This window comes from Streptomyces sp. sk2.1, from assembly GCF_008120935.1.
In the GTDB taxonomy this organism is placed as follows: Bacteria; Actinomycetota; Actinomycetes; order Streptomycetales; family Streptomycetaceae; genus Streptomyces.
Window position 1 is genome coordinate 552944 of sequence record NZ_RDBO01000055.1, and the last position, 13766, is coordinate 566709.

Sequence of the window (13766 nt, forward strand, 5' to 3'; positions counted from 1 at the left end):
CCGTCGGCCCCGCCCCGCGACAATGGGTGCCATGCCTTCGCATCCTTCCCCCCTGACGGTCGGCTTCGACCTGGACATGACGCTCATCGACACCCGGCCCGGAATCAAGGCCGCCTACCTGGCGCTCTCCGCCGAGACGGGGACGCCGATCGACGCGGACCTGGTGGTGAGCAGGCTCGGCCCGCCGGTCGACGAGGAGCTGCGGAACTGGTTCCCGGCCGACGTGGTGGCCGCCACCGCCGACCGTTACCGGGAGATCTACCCCGCACACGCCATCACCCCGAGCCTCGCCCTGCCGGGGGCCCGGGAGTCGGTCGCGGCGATACGCGCACGGGGCGGCCGGACGATCGTCGTCACGGCCAAGCACCGGCCGAGCGCGGAACTCCACATGAAGCACCTCGGCATCGAACCCGACGCGGTCATCGGCGGCCTGTGGGCGGAGGCCAAGGGCCACGCGCTGCGCGAGCACGAGGCCGACGTCTACGTGGGCGACCACACCGGCGACGTGCGCGGCGCCCGCACGGCCGGCGCCCTGTCGGTCGCGGTCACCACGGGCCCGTGCGACGCGGACGAGCTCCGGAGGGCGGGAGCGGACGTCGTCCTGTCGTCCCTGACGGAGTTCCCGGCCTGGCTGGAGACGTACGAGGGGTGACCCGCCGGCGGACGCGGGAGGGCGGGCCCTCCCGTCGCCCCGCGACGTCGGGGCGGCGGGAAACCGTTCACGCGCGGCCGGTGTGGGCCTCGATGGCGTCGTTGAGCACGGGCCAGAGTTCGCGGGGGCGGTCGTGCCCCATGTCGGGGACCAGCAGGAGCTCCGCCCCGGGGACGAGGGCCGCGGTGCGTTCCCCGCCACTGGGGTCGATCAACGTGTCGTCCAGGCCGTGGATCACCAGGGTCGGGACCCGGAGCTCCCGGAGCGCGGACGCGCGTGAACCGCCGAGGACCATCGCCCCGAGCTGACGTCCCACCCCGGCCGGGCAGTACGCGCGGTCGTAGCTCTCGGCGGCCAGCTCACGAAGGGCCGCGGGGTCGCCGTAGCGCCTGGAGGCCCAGATCAGGTCCCGTTCCGCCGCCGCGACGTACCCCGCGCGGTCCGTCGGCTTCGGGCCGGAGATCACCGCCTGGGCCTCGGGGCTGGACCGGCCGTACTCGGGTTCGCCGGTCGTGGACATCATCGACGTCAGGGTCAGCACCCGGCCCGGCCGGGCGATGGCCATCAGCTGCGCGAGCACCCCGCCCATCGAGGACCCGACCACATGGGCCCGCTCGATCCCTAGCGCCGTGAGCAGGCCGAGCCCGTCGTCCGCCATGTCCTGGAGCGTGTAGGGCACCATCGCGAGCGCGGCCGGGACGTCTCCCGCGTTCACGGCGGCGATGAGCCGGCCCGTGTCGACGGGATGGTCGTCGAACTTGGTGGACAGCCCGCAGTCGCGATTGTCGTACCGGATCACATGGCGGCCGCGCCCGGCGAGCGCGTGGCAGAAGTCCTCGTGCCAGGCGATCATCTGGGCCCCGAAACCCGACACGAGCAGAACGGGCGGGTCGGCGGGGTCACCGAAGGTCTCGTACGCGATGGACATTCCGGGCGAGACTTCGGCAATCGGCATGCCCGCAGTGTCCCAGCATCCGCTGCCGGAGAACACCTCCATTACCGACGGCGCCCGCCCCTCGCGTTCCCCGCCGCCCCTGCTACCGGGTGAGACGGGTGTCGGGTGGGGTGACGATCTGCGACTCGCGCCCGGTGCGGACCGCGTTGCGCACGACGTCGGTCGGCCGGGTCGTGGTGGCGACCACGGGGCGGCTCCGGATGGCGACGGCGGCCGGCGGCGCGCACGCCACCGGCGACAGGACCTCCATCTGCATCAAGGGGTCCGTCGCAGTTGCAACGCAATTCGAGCCGGATGCGTGTCGGGCCGGGTGCGTGGTGCTATGTGACCAGGATGAAGTGGCGTGATTTACGGGGTGGGGTGGTGGCGCAGGTGTTTGCGGTCGGGGAATTCCGGGCTACTGCTTCGCGGAGCCCGCCCGGGCCGACCGGATCACGCCCGCGGCGGCGATCAGGAAGCCGACGCCCATCAGCATGCACAGCGACCAGGCGATGGACGGCAGGGGGCGGGTGCCGAGGAACAGGGGGGCCACCGTGACCAGGGTGGACAGTGCGCCGATGAAGAAGACGATCGCGCCGATCCGGACCAGCCGGTCGCCCGCGCCAGAAGGTGTAGTACTCACCCCGCCAGGGTAGTTCCCGGGGGCGGCGAACCACCCCGGGGCCACCGGCGCGCGAAACAGGCGCCGTTTCCGGACAGCAGTCCGGATGACCAGGCTTGACGAGGGGTACCCCTCCTGTGGAGGCTGCTGCCAGCAGGGGAGCAGCACCACTGGATGGCCTGACCTGCTGAGGCTTGTTCCGGCACATGGGTTGAGATGGGGTGCGTGCTTTGCCGACTGGCAAGGTCAAGTGGTTCAACAGCGAGAAGGGCTTCGGCTTCCTCTCCCGCGACGACGGCGGCGACGTCTTCGTGCACTCCTCCGTGCTGCCCGACGGTGTCGATGCCCTCAAGCCGGGCCAGCGCGTCGAATTCGGAGTCGTCGCGGGCCAGCGGGGGGACCAGGCGCTCTCGGTGGCGGTCCTGGACCCGACCCCGTCCGTCGCGGCCGCGCAGCGCCGCAAGCCGGACGAGCTCGCGTCCATCGTGCAGGACCTGACCACCCTGCTGGAGAACATCACGCCGATGCTGGAGCGCGGCCGCTACCCCGACAAGGCGGCGGGCAAGAAGATCGGCGGCCTGCTGCGTGCCGTCGCCGACCAGCTCGACGTCTGACCGGAGGCCGATGCCGGAGCCCGGCGGCCGGGTTCGGCGGCCGGGTTCAGACGAACGACAGCGCGTCCGGGCCGAGGGGCGGTACCAGTCCCTCGGCCGCCGCGCGGGTCAGCAGACCGCGGATCGCCGCGTAGCCGTCCTCGCCGAGGTCGGCCGTGAACTCGTTGACGTACAGCCCGATGTGCTGGTCCGCGACGGCCGGATCCATCTCCTGGGCGTGTGCCAGCACGTACGGCCGGGACGTCTCCGGGTCGTCCCAGGCCGCCCGTACCGAGGCGCGCACCGAGTCGGCGAGCAGCTTCAGGGTGGCGGCGCCCAGCGACCGCTTGGCGATGATCGCGCCGAGCGGGATCGGCAGACCGGTCGTGTCCTCCCAGTGCCGGCCCATGTCCGCGAGGTTGTGCAGCCCGTAGTTCCGGTACGTGAAGCGGGCCTCGTGGATGACGAGACCGGCGTCCACCTTCCCGTCGCGCACGGCGGGCATGATCTCGTCGAACGGCATCACGACGATCTCGCCGACACCGCCCGGCACCTTCTCCGCCGCCCACAGCCGGAACAGCAGGTACGCGGTGGAGCGCTCGCTCGGTACCGCGACGGTCTTCCCCGTCAGGTCGCCGTCCGCGCCCTCCCGGGTGAGGACGAGCGGCCCGCAGCCCCGCCCGAGCGCCCCGCCGCACGGCAGCAGCGCGTACTCGTCGAGCACCCGGGGCAGCACCGCGTACGAGACCTTGAGGACGTCGAGCTCGCCGCGCTCGGCCATCCCGTTGGTGATGTCGATGTCCGCGAAGGTGACGTCGAGGGCGGGTGCGCCGGGGATCCTGCCGTGCGCCCAGGCGTCGAAGACGAAGGTGTCGTTGGGGCAGGGCGAGAAGGCGATCCGCAGCGGGTCAGGAGTCGTTTCGGTCATGGTGGATCCAACCTTCCAGTACGGGTGCGAGCTTCCCGAACGCGTCGGTGAGCGCGGCCAGCGCGTCGCCGATGCGCCAGGCGTCCCGGTCGCGCGGGCCGACGGCGTTCGAGACGGCCCTGATCTCCAGGACGGGCAGGCCGGCGAGGTCGGCGGCCTCCGCGACCCCGAAGCCCTCCATGGCCTCGGCGGCGGCCCCCGGATGCGCGGCGAGCAGGGCGGCGGCGCGTCCGGCGCTGCCGGTCACGGTGGAGACGGTGAGGACCGTGCCGGTGACCGCGCCGGTCGCGGCGGCCGCGGCCCGTACCAGTGACCGGGGCGGGATGTGCAGGACCTGACCGAAGCCGAGCCCGGTGACGGGCACGAAGCCCTCCGGGGTCTCGGCGCCCAGGTCCGCCACGACGACGCGGCCGGCCACGACGAGGGAGCCGACCGGCGCGACCCCGGCGAACCCGCCGCCGATGCCGGCCGAGATCACCAGGTCGTAGCGGTCCGAGGCCAGGGCGAAGGCGGTCGAGGCCGCCGCGGCGGCCGGTCCCACGCCGCCCGCGAGGACGTCGAAGGGGCCCGCGCGATGGACCTCCGCGCCCCGGACGTGGAACACCGATGCCTCGGCCCCGCCCCCGGAGGCGCCGACCCCGGAGGAGTCGTTCCCGGAGTGGTCGGCCCCGGGGCGACCGCTCCCGAACGCGCGCGTGACCGCGTCCCGTTCTGCCGGGACAGCGGTCACGACGAGCACGTGCACGAAGGAGTCCTCCGAGGTCAGGAGGGGTTTGCGGAGCGAGCGGCGGGAAGGCGCGGGAGAGGCGGGCCGTGCCGGGCACGGCCCGGGGTCAGGAGGTCTTCTTCAGCTCGAAGTGCCAGATGCCCGTGAGCTTCTTGCCCTTGGTCTCCACGATGCTGATCTGCGTCTTGTTCGTGGTCTCGCCGGTCTGGCTGGAGAAGAAGGCGCTGCCCGGGATCGACCGGTAGGTCTTCTTGTACGGCTCCTGCTCGGCCTGCTGGCCGTTGATGAACAGGGTCCAGCCGTTCTCGGCGATCTCGGGGTCGACGCCGAAGCGGACCTTGTCGTCCATCGCGACCTCGACGGACTTCTCCGCCTTCTTGTTGAGGCAGCCCTTGATGTCGTCGGTCTTGAGGGCCTCGCCGTCGTTGTAGCAGGAGGCCTCGGAGCTCACCGAGTTGCTGCCGACCGTCACGGTCGCGAGCGGCGTCGGCTTGTCGCATGCGGAGAGGACGAGGAGTCCCGCGGAAACGGCACCAAGAGCGACGCCGATTCGACGGCCCTTGCCGGAGAAGAACGCAACGGTCATGAGCCGAAGGCTATCGGTCGCCCCGGCTCACGCCACGCGGGGGTGCGGCGAGCCGCGTCGCGCGGTGCTCAGCAGGCCCCGTACGGACGTGGCGGCGCCGAGGGCGAGGATGCCCGCGGCGACCGACATGCCCAGTACGCCGTTGAGGGGGAGGGAGATGCCGATGCCGCCGCCGACCACCCAGGCCATCTGGAGCGCGGTCTCGGACCGTGCGAACGCGGAGGCGCGCACCTCCTCGGGGACGTCGCGCTGGATCATCGCGTCCAGCGACAGCTTCGACAGGGCCAGGGTGAAGCCCGCGGTGGCGCTGAGCGCGGCGACCATGACCGTGCCGAAGAACAGCGCGGCGAGCACCGCGACGCCCAGCGCCAGGGCCAGCATCGCCACGACGATCACCTCGGGGCCGCGACTGCGCAGCCAGGAGCCGACCGCGGTGCCCAGGGCGTTGCCGGCGCCGGCCGCCACGCCCGCGATGCCGAGCGAGACGGCGGCGCTCTGCCCGGCGAGCGGGTGCTCGCGCAGCAGGAACGCCAGGAAGAAGATCAGGAAGCCGGAGAGCGCGCGGTGCGCGGCGTTGGCCTGGAGGCCGTTCAGCACGGACGGCCCCACGGACCGCAGCCCCGGCCGCCGCTCCCCGTTCCGCCCTCCGTTCCGCTCCCCGCGCCGCGCCCACCGGGAGCGCTTCCCGCCACCCCGTCCCGGACCGGTCCGCCCGGTGCTGTTCAGGGAGACCGCCACCCCGTGCGGCGGCACCAGCCGGGCCTTCCGCTCGCCCTTCGCGGAGTCGACCCCGTGCGGCAGCGTGAAGGCGAGGACGGTCCCGCCGACGAAGACCGCGCACGCCCCGTACAGCGGCCAGGCGGGCCCGGCCATCTGGAGCGCCGCCCCGACCGGGGCGGCGGCACCGGTGGCCAGGAGCCCGGCCAGGGTGACCCGGGAGTTGGCCTTCACGAGGGAGAAGCGCGGCGGCAGCAGGCGCGGCACGACGGCGCTGCGCACCACCCCGTACGCCTTCGAGCAGACCAGTACGCCCAGCGCGGCCGGGTACAGCTCCAGACCGCCGGTGGCGACCGCGCCCGACATGGTGAGCGCGAGCACCGCGCGGGCCAGCATCGAGGCCGCCATCGCGGCGCGGCGGCCGTGCGGCAGCCGGTCCAGGAGCGGGCCGATCACGGGGGCGAGGAGCACGAAGGGCGCCATCGTGATGGCGAGGTAGAGGGCGACCCGGCCGCGGGCCTCGTCCGTCGGTACCGCGAAGAACACCGTCGAGGCGAGCGCGACCGTGATCATCACGTCGCCCGCGCCGTTCACCGCGTGCAGCTCGATGAGCTTGCCGAGCCCGGACTCGCCCGCGCCGTGGGCGTGCGTCGCCTTCCGGATGCCCCTCGCGGTGCCGGTGAACGGCGCGTGGAGGGCATGACCGATCGCCCGGCCCGTCCTGCGGAGCGGGCCCGGCCCCTCGTGCGACCTGGCGGCAGCCACCCCGTCATAGTGCCCCAGCCGCGGTGGCGGCGAACCGGCATCGGCGCGGGACGCGGCGCACTCCGCCCTGTCGGGCCAGCGGTTCGCGCCGGTCGGGCGCGCCCGGCGCGAACCGGGTCCACCGGCGGATCACGAACTCCCGCGGCCATCCCCGGGCCCCTCCGGAACGGCCCGCGCACGGGGCGTGACACCGGACGCGACACGGGCGCGGGGCCGGACGCGGCACGGAGCGCGGCATCGGACACGGCATCGGATACGGCCTTGTTTGGGACGGGCAGGTGGGCGGGGGGCGAGAGAGGGGGTAGCGTGCGTAGCGCGCCACCGGCGGTTGACCTCGGCCGCGCGCCTCTCGGCGATCCCGCAGAATGGATGGCAGAAGGTGCGCCCGAGGCAGGCAGCAACGGGTGCGGACGTCGACGCGGCCCCCAGGTCCGCTCCGCCCGCATCCGTCATGGCCGGGACCGATGGATGTGCAGGCGCGCTCGTGAGACTGGCGTAGGAGAGAAGCGAGACCTGTGAGTGCTGCGACGACGCGAAGCCGTACGGCCCGTACCCCCGCCCCCGACCGTCTGTGCGCCGAGGCGGTAGACCTTGCCCGCGCGGCGGCCGAGGAGGCGGCCGCGCCGGGGGTCGTCGGTGAGCATGTGGGCGTGATCTCCGAGGGGGACCGGGTCGTCACGCACTTCTTCGAGTGCAAGGAGCCCGGCTACCGGGGCTGGCGCTGGGCGGTGACCGTCGCCCGTGCCTCCCGCGCGAAGAAGGTCACCCTCGACGAAACGGTGCTCCTGCCCGGCAGCGACGCGCTGCTCGCCCCGGAGTGGGTGCCGTGGAGCGAGCGGCTGCGCCCCGGCGACATGGGGCCCGGCGACCTGCTGCCCACCGAGGCGGACGACATCCGCCTGGAGCCCGGCTACACCGGCGAGGAGGAGCCGCCGCCGAACTCCGCGGTCTCCGAGGTGTCGCACGAGATGGCCGACCTCGTCGACGCGGAGGACGCGGAACTGACGACGCGCCCCGCGACGACGAGCCGGGGCTCGATCGCCGCGGTCGCCGACGAGCTCGGCATGCGGCGGGCGCGGGTGCTGTCCCGGTACGGGCTGCACACGGCGGCCGACCGCTGGGACGAGGCGTTCGGGGCGAAGACGCCGATGGCACAGGCGGCCCCCGCCTCGTGCATGACCTGCGCGTTCCTGGTGCCGCTCGCCGGTTCGCTGAAGCAGGCGTTCGGGGTGTGCGCCAACGAGTTCGGCCCGGCGGACGGGCACGTGGTGTCGCTGTCGTACGGCTGCGGCGGGCACTCGGAGGCGGCGGTGATGCCGAAGCCGCCGAAGCCGGCGCCGCACGCGCTGGACACGGTGCAGGTGGACGAGTACCCGCTGCGGCCCGCCCGGGACTCCGGCTCGGTCCCGGCGGAGGCGGACGCGCCGACGGAGGACCTCGGCCACTCGTAGGCGGTGGCCGGGGTGGGGCGGCTTCCCGCACGGAGGCTTTCCGCAGGGGCACGGTCTCCCGTGCGGAGGTCTTCCGCGGCGGTGCGGTTTCCTGCGGGGAGGTTTTCCGCGGGGACGCGGTCTCCCGTGCGGAGGTTTTTTGCGGTGGTGCGGTTTCCTGCGGGGAGGTTTTCCGCGGGGGCGCGGACGCTCCGGCGGACCGGCCTCCGTCCCCGAACGCCGGACGGGCCTGTTCGCGCCAGCTGTCCGGCGGCCCACCGGCATGGACCCGAACCGGCCGATGCGCTGTTCGGCGCCCCCCGCCCGACGAGAGGACCCGGTACCTTCGGGCGCACACTTGGCGGCACGGGCAACGCGTAACCGGAAAGAGCGGAGTCAGAGCGTGAGCATGAATGCGACCGAAGGGGCCGATCCGTTCGGGACCGCACGGCTGCGCCGCGGGGTGCTCGACGCCTGGGGCGCCGGCCCCGCCAGGTTCCGCGAGGACGCCAACGCCGAGGAGGACCTCGCGCTCGGCGGCTACCGCGACCGCCTCGTCGTCGAGCTGGCCCAGAACGCCGCCGACGCCGCCGCCCGCGCCCGGGTCCCCGGCCGGCTCCGCCTCACCCTGCACCCGGCGACCGCGGACACCCCCGCGATCCTCGCCGCCGCCAACACCGGCGCCCCCCTCGACGCCACCGGCGTGGAGTCCCTCTCCACCCTGCGCGCCTCCGCCAAGCGCGAGGGCCACGAGGGCGCCGTCGGCAGGTTCGGCGTCGGGTTCGCCGCCGTGCTCGCGGTGAGCGACGAGCCCGCCGTGATCGGCCGGCACGGCGGCGTCCGCTGGTCCCTCGCCGAGGCCCGCGACCTCGCCGCGCGCACGGCCGTCGCCAGCCCCGGCCTCGGCGACGAACTCCGCCGCCGCGACGGCCACGTGCCCCTGCTGCGGCTCCCGCTGCCCGCCGAGGGCACCGCACCCGACGGCTACGACACCGTCGTGGTCCTCCCGCTGCGCGACGGCGGCGCCGAGGACCTCGTCGTCAGACTGCTCGACGCGGCCGACGACGCGCTGCTCCTCACCCTGCGCGGCCTCGACGAGATCGTGATCGAGACCCCGGACACCGTACGGACGCTGCGCCGCTCGCAGCACGGCCCGTACGTTCACGTCGAGGACTCCGCGCACGGCACGACCCGCTGGCGCACCGTCACCCACCACGGCGCCGTCGAACCGGAACTCCTCGCCGACCGGCCCCGCGAGGAACGGCTGCGCCCGCACTGGTCGGTGACCTGGGCGGTCCCGGTGGACGCGGAGGGCGCCCCGGCACGCCCCCGCACCGCCCCCGTCGTCCACGCGCCGACCCCCACCGACGAACCCCTCGGCATTCCCGCGCTGTTCATCGCGTCGCTGCCGCTCGACACCAGCCGCCGCCACTTCGCGCCGGGACCGCTCACCGACTTCCTGGTGCAGCGCGCCGCCGACGCGTACGCCGAACTGCTCGCGGGCTGGCAGCCGGTGTCCGTCGACACCATCGACCTCGTACCGGGACCGCTCGGCAAGGGCGAACTGGACGGCGCGCTGCGCGGCGCGATCCTGGAACGGCTGCCGCGCGTCGCGTTCCTGGCCCCCGCAGTCCCGCGCGACACCACCGCCGACGCGGGCCGCTGGGACGGCTGGGAGGAGCGGGCAAACGACGTCGACGACCCTGCGGCCACCGCCGCGCTGCGGCCCATCGAGGCCGAGGTCCTGGAAGGGGCCGGCGCCGAGACCGTACGGGTGCTCGCCGAGGTCCTGCCGTGTCTGCTGCCCGCCGGGCTGGAGCGCCGCAGCGAACTGCGCACGCTCTCCATCGCCCGGGTCCCGCTGACCGAGGCGATCGACCGGCTGGCCGGACTGGAGCGCGAACCCCGCTGGTGGCGGCGGCTCTACGACAGCCTGTCCGGCATCGACCCGGACCGCCTCTCCGGCCTGCCCGTACCGCTCGCCGGAACCCCCGGGGCGGACGGGGCGCCCGCGACGGACGGGACCGACGGGGCGGCGGAGGCCGGGCCCGTACCCGTGCCCCGCACCACGATCGGACCCCGCCAGGTCCTCCTCCCGCTCCCCGACGCGCTCACCGGCCCGGTCCTGGAACGCCTCGCCCGCCTCGGGCTGAAGGTCGCCCACCCGGACGCCGCCCACCCGCTGCTGGAGAAGCTGGGCGCCCTGCCCGCCACCCCGCGCGCCGTGCTGACGACCCCGCAGGTGCGGGCCGCCGTCGCCGGATCGCTGGACGCGGGCGAGGTCTGGGACGAGGACGCGCTGGACGTCGACGAACTCGCCGAGACCGTCCTCACCCTCGTGCGGGGCGCCGAACTGGCCCCCGGCGACGAGCCCTGGCTGGGCGCGCTCGCCCTGCCCGACGAGGACGGCGAACCGGCCCCGGCCGGTGAACTCGTGCTGCCGGACAGCCCCTTCGCGTCCGTCATGCGGGAGGGTGAACTGGCCCTGGTCGACCGGGAAATGGCCGACCGCTGGGGCGAGCAGCCGCTCACCGCCTGCGGCGTGCTGGCCACGTTCGCCCTCGTGCGGACCACCGACGTCGTCCTGGACCCGGACGAACTGGAGCCGCGCGACGGCGACTTCGCCGAACCCGACGACGCCGGTCTGCTCGACGCCGTCGACGTGTGGTGCGAGGACGTCCTCGACCAGCTGCCCGACACCCCGGTACCGCCGGTCGCCACCGAACTCGTCGCCGTCCGCGACCTCGACCTGGTCGACGACGACGCCTGGCCGCAGGCGCTCGCCATGCTCGCGCAGCCGCCGCTGCGGGACGCCCTGACCCAGCCGGTGCGGGTGCTGCTCCCCGACGGCACCACCCGCTCCGTGCGCCCGTACACCGCCTGGTGGCTGCGCGACCACCCGGTGCTCGACGGCCGGCGCCCCGCCGGGCTGCGCGCCGCGGGCGGCGACCCGCGACTGGCCGGGCTGTACGACTCCGCCGACGCGACCGGCTTCGACGACGCCCAGGTGCTGCGCGCCCTCGGGGTGCGGACGTCCGTGGCCGCGCTGCTCGACGAACCGGGCGGCGCCGCCGAACTCCTGGGCCGGCTCGCGGACGAGGAGCGCCCGGTCGACCCCGTACAACTGCACTCCCTGTACACGGCCCTGGCCGATCTCGACCCCGAACAGGTCACGCTGCCCGAAGAGTTGCGGGCCGTGGTGGACGGCGAGGCACGGGTCGTGGACGCGGCGGACGCCGTGATCGCGGACGCCCCCGACCTGCTGCCGCTCGCCGCCGGGCTGCCGCTGCTGCCGGTCGCCCCGACGCGCGCGGCCGAACTCGCCGAACTGTTCCAGGTGCGGCGGCTCGGCGACAGCGTCGAGGCGGAGGTGACGACGGAGGGCGAGGAGCACCGGGTACCGGAATCGGTGCGGATTCTGCTCGGGGCGGGCACGCCGGACGCGTACGTCGAGCACGGCGAACTGCGCGCGGGCGGCGTCGAACTGGACTGGCGCCGCACCCCCGACGGGATCGTGCACGCCGCCACGCTGGAGGGCGTCGCGGCGGGGCTGGCCTGGGCGGCGGGGCAGTGGCCGCGCCGCTTCGAGGTGGCGGCGCTGCTGGAGGACCCGTCCCGCACGGAGGAACTGGCCCGGGACCGCTGGTTCGACTGACGGCCGTTCCGCCCCGCCGCCGACCCGGTCGGCGGAGGGGCGGGCGGTCGCGGCCGCCGGAACGCGGATACGAACGCCGGCAGCCGGATCTTCGCAAAAAATTCAACTCGGTGTACAACCCTTCACATGGGTCACTGGTCTGGTCTGTCGAGTCAGCAGACTCAACAGACCGAACCAGCTCCGCCCGGCGCACGTACACGTGCCCGCGGAGCTCTTTCTCCACTGGGGAAATACATGCGTATTCGCGCCACTGTCGCTGCCGTTTCCGGCGCGCTGGCCCTGTCTGCTCTGGCTGTTCCGGTTGCCCAGGCGGGCGACCACTCCGCGTCGATCCAGAACAAGCCGACCTCGGGTGCCGAGGCCTTCGGCATCACCGCCCGGGGCGCCGCGAAGGCCGCCGCGGCCACCGCCGCCGATGTCGCGGAACCCGTCATCTCCAAGGTCGTCGTCAACGGCGGCAAGGACATCGTCCTGGGCACCACCGCCACGAAGACGATCTCCATCTCGGTCACGGCCTCGCACGCGACCGGTGTCGTCGACGCCTACGCCGACCTGTGGCACGGCACGGACCCGACGTCCCCGGACACCATCGACGGCGCCATCCTGCCGAACGAGGACGTGTCGAAGTGCACCAAGGTCAACGCGACGACCTCGACCTGCAAGCTGACGTTCACGATCGACCCGCGCTACGACCTGTACAAGAACTCGCTGGCCGGCACCTGGCACGTCTCCGCGGGCGCGCTCGCCGGTAACCAGGCCGACTTCACCTACACCGACTTCCACAGCAAGGCGCGGGTGCAGCGGCTGTCGAAGCTGACGGTCAACGCCGCGCCGGAGCCGGTGAAGAAGGGCGGGACCATCACGGTCACCGGGAAGCTCTCGCGGGCCAACTGGGAGGACCACAAGTACCACGGCTACACCGGCCAGTCGGTGAAGCTGCAGTTCCGCAAGAAGACCAGCTCGACGTACACCACGATCAAGACGATCAAGACGAACAGCGTCGGCAACCTGAAGACCACGGTCAAGGCCTCGGTCGACGGCTACTGGCGCTACAGCTTCGCCGGTACGTCCACCACCCCGACCGTCACCACCGCGGGCGACTTCGTCGACGTGAGGTAGTCCCACGGTCCGGAGCGGGGCCGACCGGCCGCCTCCGCGGCCACATGTGAACAGCGGGGTCCCTGCCGGGGGTCCCGCTGTTCGCGCATCCGCCGTGCGTTCCCGTCCGGCCCCTGTCCGGGGCCTTCCCCAGGGAGAAGCCCATGCGTATACGTGCCACCGCCACCGCCACCGCCACCGCCACCGCGACCGCCACCGCCACCGCGACCGCCGCCGCCGCCGTGGCCTCCGGCGCCCTGATCCTGTCCGCCCTCGCCGTTCCGGCGGCGCAGGCGGCACAACCGGCGACGGCCGGCCCCGCGGCCTCCGGTCCGGGCGCACCCGGCCCCGTCGTCTCCGAGGCCCTCGTCAACGGCGGCAAGGACATCGTCCTGGGGACGACGGCGCCGAGGACCGTCACCGTCTCGGTCACCGCCTCGCACCCCTCCGGCATCGAGACCGGCTGGCTGATGCTGTGGCACGGCAAGGACCAGGAGGAGGGACTGGAGGCCGTACTGCTGCCGAACGAGGACGCGGCGACCTGCCGGGCCGCGAGCGCCACCACCAGCACCTGTTCCCTCACCATCACGGTCGATCCCCGGGTCGACCTGTACAAGAACTCGCTGGCGGGCACCTGGCACGTCCTCGCGGGCGCGCGGGCGAAGGACGGCTCCCTGACCTCCAGCGACTTCCACAGCAAGGCGCGGGTGCAGCGGCTGTCGAAGCTGACGGTCAACGCCGCGCCGGAGCCGGTGAAGAAGGGCGGGACCATCACGGTCACCGGGAAGCTCTCGCGGGCCAACTGGGAGGACCACAAGTACCACGGCTACACCGGCCAGTCGGTGAAGCTGCAGTTCCGCAAGAAGACCGGCTCGACGTACACCACGATCAAGACGATCAGGACGAACAGCGTCGGCAACCTGAAGACCACGGTCAAGGCCTCGGTCGACGGCTACTGGCGCTACAGCTTCGCCGGTACGTCCACCACCCCGACCGTCACCACCGCGGGCGACTTCGTCGACGTGAAGTGACAGCGAAGGGGGCAGCGCCCCGGGCGCC

Annotated in this window: 13 protein-coding genes; 6 read left to right on the forward strand and 7 right to left on the reverse strand. The window is 73.6% G+C overall.

Going from position 1 to position 13766, the window contains the following annotated elements; all coding sequences use genetic code 11:
- Positions 1–22 precede the first annotated feature (22 nt).
- On the forward strand, positions 23–652 hold the full coding sequence (locus tag EAO76_RS19850) for an HAD family hydrolase (protein WP_148837228.1): 630 nt from the start codon (positions 23–25) through the stop codon (positions 650–652).
- A 67-nt stretch (positions 653–719) separates the two neighbouring features.
- On the opposite strand, the gene EAO76_RS19855 is transcribed toward EAO76_RS19850, so the two are convergent.
- The 3 genes from EAO76_RS19855 to EAO76_RS19860 all read right to left on the reverse strand — a co-directional run bounded on the left by EAO76_RS19855 (position 720) and on the right by EAO76_RS19860 (position 2229).
- Entirely contained in the window at positions 720–1607 is an 888-nt protein-coding gene (locus tag EAO76_RS19855; protein WP_148837229.1) for an alpha/beta fold hydrolase, read from the reverse strand.
- 82 nt (positions 1608–1689) lie between these two features.
- A complete protein-coding gene (locus EAO76_RS44675) occupies positions 1690–1863 on the reverse strand; it encodes a DUF6177 family protein (RefSeq protein ID WP_187438692.1) in 174 nt (57 codons plus the stop codon).
- 141 nt (positions 1864–2004) lie between these two features.
- Positions 2005–2229, reverse strand: a complete 225-nt coding sequence (locus tag EAO76_RS19860; protein WP_148837230.1) for a hypothetical protein — start codon at positions 2227–2229, stop codon at positions 2005–2007.
- Positions 2230–2438: 209 nt separating this feature from the next.
- On the opposite strand from EAO76_RS19860, the gene EAO76_RS47325 reads away from it, so the two are divergent.
- On the forward strand, positions 2439–2822 hold the full coding sequence (locus tag EAO76_RS47325) for a cold-shock protein (protein WP_093540351.1): 384 nt from the start codon (positions 2439–2441) through the stop codon (positions 2820–2822).
- A gap of 46 nt (positions 2823–2868) precedes the next feature.
- Here the strand turns inward: EAO76_RS47325 and EAO76_RS19870 are convergent, their stop codons facing one another.
- From EAO76_RS19870 to EAO76_RS19885, 4 genes are all read right to left on the reverse strand, one after another.
- On the reverse strand, positions 2869–3729 hold the full coding sequence (locus tag EAO76_RS19870; protein ID WP_148837231.1) for a 1,4-dihydroxy-6-naphthoate synthase: 861 nt from the start codon (positions 3727–3729) through the stop codon (positions 2869–2871).
- Positions 3710–4474 (reverse strand): futalosine hydrolase, encoded by a 765-nt coding sequence (locus tag EAO76_RS19875; RefSeq protein WP_148837232.1) that lies wholly within the window; start codon positions 4472–4474, stop codon positions 3710–3712. Before EAO76_RS19875 ends, EAO76_RS19870 begins: the two co-directional genes overlap by 20 nt.
- Positions 4475–4562: 88 nt before the next feature.
- Positions 4563–5042: a DUF2771 domain-containing protein gene (locus EAO76_RS19880; RefSeq protein ID WP_148837233.1), complete on the reverse strand. Its 480-nt coding sequence runs from the start codon at positions 5040–5042 to the stop codon at positions 4563–4565.
- 27 nt (positions 5043–5069) lie between these two features.
- The gene (locus EAO76_RS19885) at positions 5070–6524 is read right to left on the reverse strand and encodes an MFS transporter (RefSeq protein WP_148837234.1); all 1455 of its coding nucleotides are present in this window, start codon (positions 6522–6524) and stop codon (positions 5070–5072) included.
- 515 nt (positions 6525–7039) lie between these two features.
- Between EAO76_RS19885 and EAO76_RS19895 the strand changes: the two genes are divergently transcribed.
- The 4 genes from EAO76_RS19895 (at position 7040) to EAO76_RS19910 (ending at position 13738) form a co-directional block, all read left to right on the forward strand.
- On the forward strand, positions 7040–7975 hold the full coding sequence (locus EAO76_RS19895) for a DUF3027 domain-containing protein (protein WP_148837235.1): 936 nt from the start codon (positions 7040–7042) through the stop codon (positions 7973–7975).
- A 388-nt stretch (positions 7976–8363) separates the two neighbouring features.
- The gene (locus tag EAO76_RS19900; RefSeq protein ID WP_148837437.1) at positions 8364–11609 is read left to right on the forward strand and encodes a sacsin N-terminal ATP-binding-like domain-containing protein; all 3246 of its coding nucleotides are present in this window, start codon (positions 8364–8366) and stop codon (positions 11607–11609) included.
- A 234-nt stretch (positions 11610–11843) separates the two neighbouring features.
- Positions 11844–12728 carry a calcium-binding protein gene (locus tag EAO76_RS19905; protein ID WP_148837236.1) on the forward strand — a complete coding sequence of 295 codons (885 nt, stop codon included), beginning with the start codon at positions 11844–11846 and terminating at the stop codon, positions 12726–12728.
- Positions 12729–12871: 143 nt separating this feature from the next.
- Positions 12872–13738 carry a DUF5707 domain-containing protein gene (locus tag EAO76_RS19910; protein ID WP_222872183.1) on the forward strand — a complete coding sequence of 289 codons (867 nt, stop codon included), beginning with the start codon at positions 12872–12874 and terminating at the stop codon, positions 13736–13738.
- Positions 13739–13766 lie beyond the last annotated feature (28 nt).